Raw genomic sequence first — 13,390 nt, forward strand, 5'->3', positions numbered from 1 at the left:
CCCTTATTGAATTACAATAATAAAATAGGAGGAAGGCAATAGCGTCTTCCTCCTATTTTATTTTCCGGAGTGGTAGAACGCCATCCGGAATACAGTCCATTCACCTTTAGTGAAATGGGTCAGCGTACCTCCATGCAGACGCATGATATACCGGGAGACGCTTAATCCTATCCCGGTACCGGAATGCTTGGTGGTGAAGAATGGCACAAAGATATTGGGGAGCACATTCTCTGCAATGGGTTGTCCGTTATTGTAGACATCCAGGAAGATTTTATCCTTTTCTTCCGACAATTCGATCCTGATCCAACCTTCTCCCTGCCTCTCCTGATCCTTTTGGTCCACTCTATGGACATTTTGATTCGCTCCCCGGACATTTTTGTGACCATTATCCTCTTCTGGCGAGAGAGCTTCTGCAGCGTTCTTCAACAGGTTAAGCAATACCTGCATGATCTGCGACTCATCTATTGGCCGTACTGTCGGCACAGTGGGGAAGCTTAACGCCACCGATATATTCTTTTCTTCAAGCACGGCAGACTCCAAAGCGAGAGCCCGTTCGATGACGGATTGCAATGGGACAGGATGTAACTGGGGCTTGGGGATTCCTGTAAAGCGGCGATAGGAGTTGACAAAACTGATCAGCCCTTTAGCGGTCGAATTGATCGTCTGTAACGCCTCCACTGTATTTTGCATCAACCCATCATCCTTATCAGATTCATCCTGACGGAAAGCATAAAGCAATGTATCGGTCAGTGAGGTGACAGGTGCTATCGAATTCATAATCTCATGCGTCATCACCCGGATCAACCGTATCCACGAATCCATCTCCTTGTAATCGAGTTCACTGCCGATATTATTCAACGTGATAATTTTCAGTCTTTTCCCCTGCAACATAATCTCGGAAGCCCTCAGGCTCAACTGGATCTCCTCCCGTTCATTGGCTATCTTGATCGTCTTCGTGTCAGATGTGTTCAGATTACGGAACAATTCGGGAAATGACTTATCGATATTCGCCAATTGGTTGACATGGGTAAAAACCGGGAGTCCCAGTAACTGGTTGACAGTACGGTTTAACTGCACCACCACGTTAGATTCATTCAGAATAATGATGCCGGTCGATACACTTTCCATGATCACACCCAGAAACTTCTCGTTCTCGATCACCTCCTTGCGCGCCCTCGAAAGAATATCCTTGATCCGGTTCATCATCTGATTAAGTTCCCTCTCCCTCCGTGAAAGTTTGGTCTCCGCGAAATTGAACGAGTAGTCGCCATTATCCAACGCATTAAGCAGGAAAATAATGTTCTTGTTGAACTGGTTATAACTCCGCCGTAGGTTATGAAGCAGGAAAAAAACAAGAATTATCGACAGTACCATATAGAGATATTCGGCTCCCATGGCAAAATAAGTACTCATCACTACTGCTGCAATCAGCAGGATCATGTAGAGGTATAGCTTATATTCAATCGATTTAAACATGATTGCACTGGTTAAAGTCCGTACTTCTTGATCTTACTGTAGAGTGTGGGGCGGGAAACACCCAGTTCTTTGGCGATCGCCGATATATTGTTTCCATAATTTCGCATCGTCCGCTCAATAAGTATCCGTTCCATTTCTTCCAGGGTAACATTCTCGAGTTCTTTACTCTTTTCGCTATTGGACCGTTGTCGGAGAAATAGTTCCGAAGAGTCAATCACCCGGCTGTCTGAAAGGATGATCGCTTTCTCTATCGTATGTTCCAGTTCACGCACATTACCCGGCCAACCATATTCCTGCATTTTTGAGATGGCCTCTCTACCCAACGTTATACCTATCTTATTGTATTTTGAAGCAAAACGATCGAGGAAAAACGACGCCAGTGTAGGGATATCCTCTTTCCTGTTGCGCAGCGGCGGCACTTCAATCTGAATGGTGTTAATGCGATAGAGCAGGTCTTCCCTGAAAAGGCCGTTCTCCACATCGAGGAACAGATTATGGTTGGTCGCACAAATCAACCGGATATCTACCGATACAGGCTTATTACTTCCCACACGGATGATCTGCCTCGATTGCAGTGCGTTCAATAGTTTAGCCTGTAGCGGATAACTGAGGTTTCCGATCTCATCGAGGAAGAGAGTTCCCTTGTCCGCCGCCTCGATTTTACCAGCCCGGTCACTATGGGCATCGGTGAACGAGCCTTTCACATGACCGAAAAGTTCACTTTCAAACAGCGTTTCAGTCACCGCTCCCATATCCACCGTAACCAGTGACTCATTCGATCGGGGCGAGAGTTGATGGATCCTGCGGGCGATCACCTCTTTTCCTGTACCATTCTCACCGGTGATCAGGACATTGGCATCTGTCCCGGCTACTTTCTCTACCAAACGCAGTAATTCCCGCATCGCCGGAGATTCGCCCCAACACACATCACCATCCTTGTTCAACTGGGAGTTAAGGACATATTGTTTCTCTTTCAACTTGACTACCTCCTTCCGGGAGAGACGCAGTTCCAATGCCGACTGTAATGTAGCCAGCAACTTGGCATTATCCCAAGGTTTTACCACAAAGTCGGATGCACCCTCTTTCAAGGCAGTCACCGCCAGATCGATATCCGCATAAGCAGTGAAAAGGACTACCGGCAAATCCGGATTTACCTTTTTTAACTCTGAAAGCCAGTACAGTCCCTCGTTCCCGGTATTGATCCCCGACGAATAATTCATATCGAGCAACACCACGTCGGGATTTTTCTCCCGTAATGTAGCCAACAACGTATTGGGGGAAGAGAGCAGTGTTACCTCCTCGAAATGGGCATTCAACAGAATCTTCAATGCGCTGAGCACATTTTTGTTATCGTCAACGACAAGAATTTTTCCTTGTTTCATTTTTTTACAAATTAAAAGTCGGAAGTTGAGAAGCTAAGATTTGACTACGTCGATTTGTAATTCATTTTCAATTATTCAGCGTACATTGGTTCTAATAATTCAATTGGCGCATTAATAAATTAGCGCATTAGCTTAATATTGGTTCTTGAATCTGAAATACAAATGTAACCATAATATTGTCAAAATATCAACACTTATGTAAAATTATTTTACATACAGGAATAATCATAAAATCAATAATCAATTAATAATAAATAATTTAACTGTTTTGGCACGATATTGGTTTATTTCAGAGTAGATTATTTGAATAAATATATAATCAGAGATGAATCGATTTATACACATACTACTCTTATTTCTCGTTATTGCCCTATCATCACATGCGCAAGAGAGTCGATGGTCTTTGGATGATTGCATAGGATACGCGATAGAGAACAGTCCACGGATCAATAAGCAGAAGGCGCAGAACAGTATCTATCAACAAGATTACATGAATGCCATAGGCAGGCTGCTGCCATCGTTGAATACCGGCACGAATACCTATTTCAACTATGGGCGCGGGATAGATCCCGAAACAAACACCTACACCAACATAAATACTTTTAGCAATACTTATTCCGTCTATTCCAACCTGACGATCTTCGATGGTTTCTCCAATATCTACAGGGTGAAAATGCAGAAAGCCAATAAACTCGCAGGGAAACAACAATTGGAACAGGAGCGGGAAATGGTAGCCTACGATACGATGGAAGCCTTTTTCAATGTATTGTACTACAAACGGATGGTACAACTGGCAGAGGAACAGGCCGAAGAAAGTGCCAATAACATGAAACAAGCCCGACGGATGGAGGAGTTGGGAATGAAAGCCAAACCCGACGTGGCAGAAATGGCGGCAAAGGAAGCAGCTGACATCTATACTCTTACCCGTCAAAAGAACCTGCTCACTATCGGCATAATACTACTCAAAGAAAAGATGAATTTCCCGGTAGAAGAAGTACTGGATATCACGGATAAACAATCAAACACTCTGATCCTCAAATTGGACGAGACGGCATCGTCGATTTATGAAATAGCCCAAACAATCAATCCCAAAGCGTTGTCTGCCGAATCGGCATTGAAAGTACAGGAAATGAACAGACGTGCCGCCCTGGGTGCTTTCTCTCCTGTCATCTCGATGGAGACAGGTATATCTACCGGATATGCAAGATACCTCGCCGGTGATAACTCGGAGTCCTTTTCCCAACAGCTCAGAAACAGGCGAGGTACCTATATCGGGTTTACATTGTCCGTTCCCCTGTTCAATGGTTTTTCAAAATCGGCTTCCTATAAACGAAGTAAAGCGCAGGTAATCATTGCCGAGAACGACCTTCAGGAAACGCTCCGTAGTCTCTACAGTGAAATCGAACAGGCTGTAGCAGACATGAACGGTCAGGCAGACGCTTACCAGCAGGCGGTAAAACAGCGGGAAGCAATGGAGACGGCACACGAAGCCAATCAAAGAAAATATGAAGAGGGGTTAATCAGTCCACTCGAACTACATACCAGTGCCAACCGTGTCGTACAGGCAAAAACAGAAGAACTTAACGCCGAACTGCAATACCGCCTCAAAGAACGACTGGTACGGTACTACAAAGGGGAATCGTTTATGATTCGATAGATTTTCAGTAGTTATTCAATTGTTATTCAATTGTAATTCCAGTTGTTAGCATCGAATAACATGAACGAAGTGAATGAATAACTACTGAATCATCCCGCAAAGCGGGGAATAACCATTGAATAATGGCGAAGCCGAATCACTATTGAATAACAGTGAAGCTGAATAACGAGAGCGTAGCGAACGAATAACTATTGAATAACGTGAACATACATTATGGATATTTTAGTTGAGAAAAAAAAAGGATTGAAAAAGAAACATATACCCTACATCATTGGAGGAATGCTGTTTCTGGTAGCGGTATTATGGCTTATCTTCGGTAACCATGCGTCGAAGTTGAATATAGAGGGCAACCGTATTTCCATTCAATCCGTCACGCGGGGTGAATTCAATGATTATATACGTGTCAGCGGACAGGTTCAGCCAATCAGCACCATTCAACTGAGCGCCATCGAGGGTGGAATGGTGGAAGCAAAATTAGTAGAAGAGGGGGCCAATGTGAAGAAAGGAGATATCATCGCTCGTCTGAGCAATCCCATGCTGAGCCTAAATATATTGGACAGTGAAGCACAACTGGCGGAGAAGCAGAATTTCCTGCGCAACACACAGGTAGCCATGGAGCAGGACAGGCTTACATTGAGGAAAGAAAAGCTGCAACTCGACCTCGACGTGACCCGTAAACAACGTAAATATGAGCAATACAAAAAACTATACGAAGAGGACCTGGCTTCCAAAGAAGATTACCTGCAGGCAGAAGAGGATTATGAATTTGCGGTGGACGGACGACATTTGGTGGTCGAACGACAGAAGCAGGATTCTATCTACCGTACTGTCCAAATCGACCAGATGGAGGAGAGTCTGCACAATATGAGACAAAATCTCATGCTGATACGGCAACGCAGTGATAACCTGAATATCAAAGCGCCGGTGGACGGACAATTGGGTCTACTCGATGTGGAGATTGGACAGAATATCCCTACCGGTGGACGTATCGGCCAGATCAGTGTACTCTCCGACTTCAAAGTAGAGGCTCTGATCGACGAGCACTATATCGACCGGGTAAAAACCGGATTGGATGCTACTTTCGAACGGCAGGATAAAAACTTCGCTTTACGGGTACGGAAAATATTTCCCGAAGTACGCGACAAGCAATTCAGGACAGAATTCATGTTCGAGGGTGAACGTCCCGACAATATCCGTGCGGGGCAGACTTACTATATCAGCCTGCAACTCGGACAACCAGTGGAAGCGGTGCTGATACCCCGTGGACCGTTTTATCAAACCACCGGCGGACAGTGGATCTTTGTCGTCACACAAGATGGGAAAAAAGCGGTAAAACGCAAAATCACCATCGGGCGGCAAAACCCCACCTATTACGAAGTAACAAGCGGACTCGAATCGGGAGAAAGGGTAATCACCTCCAGTTATGAAACATTCGGCACAGCCGAGGAATTGGTTTTGAAGTAAAAGGTAAAAGATTAGTGTGAGATAAAATTTCTTTATCAAATGAAAACAGTTTTCAGAAACTTATCATTCGTTCTCAAGCGGTTCAGCGTGGCAAGTATGCTGAATATAATAGGCTTATCGGTTGCATTCGCCGCCTTTATCGTTATCATGATTCAGGTGGATTTTGAAAACCGGTTCGACCATTGCCATCCCAATGCAGAACGAATCTTCAGGGTAGATTTAGTCCGTGATGGCAACCCTTATGGAATTCTACCGAGAGCTTTTGCCGATGCCGTTATCGCATCATCGCCTCACATCAGCGAAGGAACCATTATTACGCCTATCAACGAATGGTCGGGTAATTTTTATATCACGGTGGGAAAGGGAGCGGAAAGCAACGGCTTTAAAGAACCGTTTCAGACGTGCTACCCGAGTATTACCAAGATATTTGGCTTTCAGTTTACAGAAGGCGATCCGGACTGCCTGAAAGATCCTGAGAAAATCATCATCCCCAAAAGTATGTCGCAGCGCTTGTTTGGCAATGAGACAGCTATCGGGAAGCAGGTACACCTACAAGAAAACCTATGGACAAAAGACAGTATGAAGGATCTGACCGTTGGCGGTATCTATGAGGATTTTCCTGATAATACACAGATAAAAAATGTCATATATACGAGAATCGACAATACGCAATCGAACGACTGGTACTCCTCCAACTACCTTTGCTACCTTCTTTTCAATGACAAACAAGAAGCGGGACAGTTTGAAACCGATTTCAATAACAAGTTTGACTTTTCGGTACTTAACCTCACTGAAAAAACCGATATCCGGCTGCTACCGCTTACCGACATCTATTTCAGCAAGACAGGATTCAGGTCGGGTAATGCCAATACCGTCCGGATACTTTTTGCCATCGCACTGCTGATCATCATTATCGCTTCTATCAATTACATCAATTTCAGCATCGCCATGACACCCATGCGCATACGCAGTCTCAATACCAAGAAAATATTGGGCAGTTCCGTTGGTCGACTACGGATCTCACTGATAAGCGAGGCTGTGATTATCGCCCTTATGGCATGGACCCTTTCGCTGATGTGGGTTTTTATCCTGACCGAATACAATCTTCTTCCATTTTTTGAAGCCGATTTACATCCCCTCAAGCATATACCGTTGGTACTCCTTACCGCACTCATTGTTCTATCCGCAGGGCTGATATCAGGACTTTATCCGGCTTTCTACAGCACCTCGTTTCAACCAGCGTTGGTATTAAAAGGGAATTTTGGCGTTTTACCTGCCGGACGGAAACTGCGTATTGCACTGATCGGATTTCAGTATGTTACCTCCATTGTATTGATTATAGCTGCCATCTTCATCCAGAAACAAAACCTCTACCTCCGTCATTTCGACCAAGGATTCGACAAGGAGCAGATAGCGGTCGTGAAACTCAACAGGGATCTTTACCAAAACAGCAGGGATTCATATGTGAATGAGTTGAAGAGTTATTCCGGCATTGAAGATGTGGCGTTTTCCAAACAAACGTTGGGTGCATCCGATGGGTACACCAGCTACGGGTTAAAGTACAAAGACAAGGAAGTGTTCGGATACACCCTCGAAGTAAGTGATAATTTCCTGGATGTAATGAATATCGCAGTTCCCGAAGGAAGGAGTTTTCTCCCCTCTGATGTCACTAGCGGGAATCTTACTTTCGTTGTAAACCGCTCTTTTCAGCAAAGGACCGGGATAAGCGCGGGAGAAACCATCGAGATGGTATCATGGGATATGCCCAACTGTAACGTGATCGGGATTACGGGGGATGTCAAATTCACCTCCTTACGCCGAGGGAATGACGATATCTTGTTTTTAGTGGGTTCCAGAGCCCCACTTCCGGTTTCATATATCCGCATCAAAGCCGGTACAAGCATTCCGGAGGCAGTGAAACATATTCGCAAGACAGTCACAGATATCGATCCCACATTCCCATTGGAAGTGGAATTCTATGATGAGATACTGGCAAACCTGTATCAGAAAGAGGAACATCTGAATAAAAATATTTCGTTGCTCAGCCTGCTGGCTATCCTTATTTCCGTAGTAGGCATCTTCGGACTGGTTATGTTCGATACCCAATACCGGCGGAAGGAGATAGTCTTACGCAAGGTGTTCGGCTCTTCCACTCGGGAGATCCTGCTCTTTTTCAACAAGGCATACTTGCTTATCTTGGGCGTCTGTTTTCTATTGGCGGTTCCGGCAGCCTACTATGCTATAGATCGGTGGATGGAGAATTTTGCCTTCAAGACACCGCTTAGCTGGTGGGGATTCGCATTGGCAGGAGTAGTGGTTTTGCTGCTCACGGTGACAATCGTCTCGGTGCAAAGTTATAGGGCGGCTATCTCCAATCCGGTGGAATCATTGAAAACGGAGTAAATTAACCCCGATGAGTCGGGACAAGTAGTGCCAATATGCCAATATAAATAATACATCAATGCAATTGAATGATTTAATAACTTAATTGACACATTAATAAATGAATATCACTTGATTTATAACTGGAGAAAATAAGTATCACCAAGATGAAACAATTTATACAAAATTTCAGGAAGCAAAAAACTGTCGGAATACTAAATATTGTGGGGTTAAGTTTAGGTGTGATGTGTGCTGTAATTGTGGGATTGTGGGCATTAAACGAATTTAGTTTTGACAAATTCCACAAGAATGGAGACAGAATGTATCGTGCTGTAAACAATATAATATTAAATGGCGAACACACAAAATTAGGCAGCACTTTTAAACCTCTGGGTGAAGAGGCAATGAGAGTTTTACCGGATATTGAACAGCAATGCAGGGTTGTTTACAGCAATTATTATGACCTGATAATAGAAAACAAGTTATATCCGAATAATGCTATAATAATGACTGACAGCAACTTCTTTTCATTTTTCACCTTCCCTTTGATTGAAGGGCATATAAATAATAATCTATTGGGGCACGATGAAGTTGTAATCAGTAAAAAAGCAGCAGATAAATTTTTTCCTGGTAAATCGCCCATTAATGAATTTATCAATTTATGGGACAAGAGTTTCAGGGTTGTTGCCATTATGGAAAACATGCCTTTAAACTCTCATCTGCAAGCTGACTTTGTATTTCTATTTTTCGGCTATTTTGAACAATGTTCCTGGGGGTGGAGTGATGTGTTTATCAACTATTTTGTTTTACGGGAGAATGCCGATATTCCAAAAATTGAACACGAATTATCTGCGATTTATACTGCAAATATGTCCCAATATTCAACTCAGGAATACCGGTTTACGCTGGAACCATTGAAAGATATTCATTTCGGGACAGGCTTTATGAACGATTTTGTAGTTAAGGGAAGCAAACCGGTAGTGATACTTTTTATAATAACCGTTCTTGTCATACTTATTATCTCATGTATCAATTTTGCAAACCTGTTTGTCTCGACATCTTTCAAAAGAGCAAAAACTATTGGAATAAAAAAGGCACAAGGCGCTGAAAGAAAAGGACTCGTTTTTGAGTTTTATAGAGAAACCGCCTGTTATGTAGGTATATCCCTCCTATTAGGATTATTCCTGGCTTACCTTTCCTATCCGTTTTTTAACCAGGCATTAGAAACCAGTTTCATCATAGATTTCGGCTCCATGCGCCTATATCTGTTTTTACTCGGCTTATCCTTATTTACCATACTGATTGCCGGCTCATTCCCTGCTTTGTACATGACCCGTTTTGGAATTATTGATACTTTATTCGGACGGTTCAAGGGCAAACGTATCTCAATAGTACAAAAAGGACTGGTCATCTTTCAATTCACAGCTTCCATCAGCCTGTTGATTATTATCTTCTTCTTCAATAGACAGATAGATTATATGCTGTCCGCGGATTTGGGATTTAATAAGGAAAATGTGATTTTGGTTTTCGCAAGTGGCGATTTCGGGCGTGATTTTGAGGTATTGAAAGATGAATTGATGAAAGAGTCTTCGATAACAGATATGACAGTCAAAAACTCACTTCCAACCGTGTGGCAACAAGGATGGGGAGTAGGGACTGTTGACAACGAGGAAGACTTCCTGATGGAACAATGTAGGGTAAAAACCAATTATTTCGATTTCTTCGAGATGTCCATTATTGAAGGAGAAAACCCGTTTGACCGGGCGGAGGCGGATAGTTCCAAGGTATGTGTCATCAATGAAACGGCAGCAAAAGTCTTGGGATTAGACAATCCGGTAGGGGTCACACTGATTACAAATAAAAGAGATCATGTTACAGTCGCCGGAGTTGTAAAAGATGCCCAAGTGCGCTCTTTTCATACACCCGTAGACCCGCAGATATATTATAAACTGAACTGGAACAAAGAAAAACCGATATCCTATCCACTATTTTTCAAGATTCAGGGTAATCCTCAAAAAGCGATTCAAACTATAGAAAAAAAATGGAATGAACTCGTGCATGATAAGCCTTTTGAATATATATTTCTGGATGATATATATGCTAAGCTATATGAATCCGAAACAAATACAAGCAAAATGCTTACGTACGCCATGATTATTGCAACTCTCATCGCGCTGACAGGACTTTTTGCCATGGCGTATTATTCCACGATGCAGCGTGTAAAAGAAATTGCAATCCGCAAAGTGAACGGAGCTACCATCACGGATTTACAAGCTCTGTTGAACAAGGATTTTATATTTCTGGTTGTAATATCCTTTCTGATAGCTTCTCCACTATCCTATTTACTTGTGCAAAACTGGTTAGGAAATTTTATTATTCAAACGCCACTAAGTTGGTGGGTGTTTATCATCGCCGGAATGATTGCTTTGTTCGCTAATTTAATTACCGTAAGCTGGCAAAGCTATAGGGCAGCTACGGCCAATCCGGTGAATTCATTGAAAACGGAGTAAACTAACCCCGATGAGTCGGGACAAGTAGTGCCAATAAGAATAATATGCCAATGTGCCAATATGCCAATGTGAATAATTAGAAAAGAAGTCTGAAGTTGAAAAGTGAAGAAGTCAACATTTGACTACGTCAATTTTCAATTGATAAAGTCTTGGCTCTTAAAAAACAATTATATGAATATCTTTAAAAACTTTTTCGGTCTGTTGAAGACTTTCAAGTCATCCTCCGTGATTAATATTGTGGGATTATCCGTTGCACTGATCGTATTTTTTATTGTCGCCATACAGGTACATTACGACTTCACCTACGACCGCTCCTATAAAAATGCGGGTAAGATCCTTCAATTCAACCAATACAGTGTAAACTCCGGATCAGCAGACACAAAAGTCAACTTTCAGTTCCCTGCAAAGATAACACAGACCATTCCCGAGATTGAGAGATATTGCATGGCAGAGTTTGTGGGAGAAGGAAATTTCGAGGTCGACAAAGGGGGTACATCACCGGAAACTTATTCAATATCTTACTCCCGGACAACACCCCGATTTTTTGATATCTTCACCCCTGAAATCCTTTCCGGTGATACAACCGCCCTTTTTTCACAACCGGGTAAGGCGATGATTTCCGAAAAAACGGCGTTGCGCGTGTTCGGAAATGAAAATCCGATCGGAAAAACCATACGTTTCCGTTATAGCAACAATGAACTGGTAATCGCTGCCGTCTATAAAGATTTTCCTAAAAACTGCAGTCTGCCAAATGGACTGTTCTCCTATCTGCCTGAAAGTGACGGGTCGGAACAGAGCTTCAAATCTTATTTCCTGGTAAGCAAGGAAAATAAGTCGACCATTCACGAAAAGCTGAACAGCAAGGAGATACTCGGAGAAGGATGGGTAAAATACAATGAAGATAACCCCGACGAAAGAGTTGAATTACGACTGACTTCTCCCGGTGACCTATACCTGTACAATGCAGGGAAAGGAGGTAGCAAACGTATCAATACCACATATACGCTGATGGCGATAGGCATACTAACTGTTTTTATCGCGTTAGTAAATTTCGTAAACTTGTCTGTAGCTATGGCACCTGCCCGCGTACGGGGAATCAATATCCGCAAGATACTGGGCGTTGACAAAACGAAATTGAAATTGGTGTTGGCCACGGAAAGTGTGTTTTTTATACTGATAGCCACCCTCATCGCCTTAATTGCGATATTCTACCTCCGTTCCACCTCCTTCGCGAAAGAGATATTCGCGGCAGACTTGTCGTTTGAACACCATCTCCCGTTGTTGATAACTATATCTCTGGTCTTACTCTTCGCATCCTTTCTTGTAGGGCTTTATACAACACGTTACTGCACTTCGGTGGACGAATCGGAAGCGTTAAAAGGATCTTTTTCGATGAACAAGAGAAGCGTTGCTCTTCGCAATGCGCTGATTGGAGTCCAATTCACCACGGCCATTACCCTGATTGGTGTAACCCTGTTCATCAAGCAACAGAATGACTATATGCTGCATTATGATTGGGGAATACCCAAAGAGAACGTGGTCTACCTGCCTCTTCAAGGGCTTGGCCGGGAAGCACAAACTTTCGGGCAGGAGCTGCTGCGCGACTCACGCATAAAGAACTACACCATTACACGGGACATTCCCGGGAAAGTAGGTATGTCATGGGGAAGAGAATTTGAAGGGAAGCAGATCAACCTTAGTGTATGGTCGGTCGATAACAGGTTCTTCGACTTTTTCGATATCAAGATCCTTGAAGGACGCAAGCCGCAACATATGGACTCGATAGTATCCCAGATCGTGGTCAACGAAACATTCCTGAAAGAATATGGATTCACAAACGATATAGTAGGAAAAGATTTCAATGCGTTCGGACCGGGACGCATACAGGCAATCGCCAAAGATGTTCATTTCGAAACGCTGCATGAGAGTATCTCACCCATGGCTTTCGGTGTCCTTAACCGATGGAACCATTTCAATACTTTTATGATCAAGCTTGCGGGCAATGATATAAAAGGGAGTCTGGATTATATTGAAAGCACCTGGAAAAAGTTCAGTAATGACTCATTTGAAATGCACTTTCTGGATGTTGAGATGGATAAGCTATACAAGACCGAAACCAATATGGCCTCCTTGATCGCCATCTTCGGGTTAATCATCGTGGTGATCGCAGTCATGGGGGTGTACGGATTGATATTGTTTGCTTCGAAATCAAAATCGAAGGAGATAGCCATCCGGAAAATCAACGGATCAACTGAAAAGGAGATACTATTCATGCTGAACCGCACAGTTTTACTCCAACTCGGTATTGCTTTTATCATCGCAACACCAATATCATACTATGTAATGATAAAATGGTTAGAGAACTTTGCCTATAAAGCACCCTTGCATTGGTGGATTTTCCCGCTGTCGGGCATTATCGTTTTGCTTATCGTGGTACTGACCGTAAGCGGACAAAGTTGGCGTGCAGCCACGGTAAATCCGGTAGATTCTTTGAAAATGGAATAAATTAATGTGCCAAT

General features: G+C 43.2%; 7 protein-coding genes. 5 read left to right on the forward strand and 2 right to left on the reverse strand.

Annotation, left to right across the window (positions count from 1 at the left end):
* Window positions 1–57: 57 nt before the first annotated feature.
* On the reverse strand, window positions 58–1,476 hold the full coding sequence (locus VB073_RS04420) for a sensor histidine kinase (RefSeq protein ID WP_323402935.1): 1,419 nt from the start codon (window positions 1,474–1,476) through the stop codon (window positions 58–60).
* 11 nt (window positions 1,477–1,487) lie between these two features.
* Window positions 1,488–2,858, reverse strand: coding sequence for a sigma-54 dependent transcriptional regulator (locus tag VB073_RS04425; RefSeq protein WP_323402936.1), 1,371 nt, complete (start codon window positions 2,856–2,858; stop codon window positions 1,488–1,490).
* A 325-nt stretch (window positions 2,859–3,183) separates the two neighbouring features.
* Here VB073_RS04425 and VB073_RS04430 point away from each other — a divergent pair, with 325 nt between their 5' ends.
* The 5 genes from VB073_RS04430 to VB073_RS04450 all read left to right on the forward strand — a co-directional run bounded on the left by VB073_RS04430 (window position 3,184) and on the right by VB073_RS04450 (window position 13,376).
* On the forward strand, window positions 3,184–4,515 hold the full coding sequence (locus VB073_RS04430) for a TolC family protein (protein ID WP_323402937.1): 1,332 nt from the start codon (window positions 3,184–3,186) through the stop codon (window positions 4,513–4,515).
* 213 nt (window positions 4,516–4,728) lie between these two features.
* Window positions 4,729–5,979, forward strand: coding sequence for an efflux RND transporter periplasmic adaptor subunit (locus tag VB073_RS04435; RefSeq protein WP_323402938.1), 1,251 nt, complete (start codon window positions 4,729–4,731; stop codon window positions 5,977–5,979).
* A gap of 39 nt (window positions 5,980–6,018) precedes the next feature.
* Window positions 6,019–8,382 carry an ABC transporter permease gene (locus VB073_RS04440; protein ID WP_323402939.1) on the forward strand — a complete coding sequence of 788 codons (2,364 nt, stop codon included), beginning with the start codon at window positions 6,019–6,021 and terminating at the stop codon, window positions 8,380–8,382.
* 146 nt (window positions 8,383–8,528) lie between these two features.
* Window positions 8,529–10,871 carry an ABC transporter permease gene (locus VB073_RS04445; protein ID WP_323402940.1) on the forward strand — a complete coding sequence of 781 codons (2,343 nt, stop codon included), beginning with the start codon at window positions 8,529–8,531 and terminating at the stop codon, window positions 10,869–10,871.
* A gap of 171 nt (window positions 10,872–11,042) precedes the next feature.
* Complete coding sequence (locus VB073_RS04450) at window positions 11,043–13,376, forward strand: ABC transporter permease (protein ID WP_323402941.1); 2,334 nt, start codon at window positions 11,043–11,045, stop codon at window positions 13,374–13,376.
* Window positions 13,377–13,390: the final 14 nt, after the last annotated feature.

It is taken from the genome of Proteiniphilum sp., from assembly GCF_034927365.1.
Taxonomy (GTDB): Bacteria; Bacteroidota; Bacteroidia; order Bacteroidales; family Dysgonomonadaceae; genus Proteiniphilum.

Excerpts from the sequence above, each read along its gene's own strand:
- VB073_RS04430 (WP_323402937.1), top strand. The coding sequence starts at position 3,184 with ATGAATCGATTTATACACATACTACTCTTATTTCTCGTTATTGCCCTA.
- VB073_RS04440 (WP_323402939.1), top strand. The coding sequence starts at position 6,019 with ATGAAAACAGTTTTCAGAAACTTATCATTCGTTCTCAAGCGGTTCAGC.
- VB073_RS04445 (WP_323402940.1), top strand. The coding sequence starts at position 8,529 with ATGAAACAATTTATACAAAATTTCAGGAAGCAAAAAACTGTCGGAATA.
- VB073_RS04420 (WP_323402935.1), bottom strand. The coding sequence starts at position 1,476 with ATGTTTAAATCGATTGAATATAAGCTATACCTCTACATGATCCTGCTG.
- VB073_RS04435 (WP_323402938.1), top strand. The coding sequence starts at position 4,729 with ATGGATATTTTAGTTGAGAAAAAAAAAGGATTGAAAAAGAAACATATA.
- VB073_RS04450 (WP_323402941.1), top strand. The coding sequence starts at position 11,043 with ATGAATATCTTTAAAAACTTTTTCGGTCTGTTGAAGACTTTCAAGTCA.
- VB073_RS04425 (WP_323402936.1), bottom strand. The coding sequence starts at position 2,858 with ATGAAACAAGGAAAAATTCTTGTCGTTGACGATAACAAAAATGTGCTC.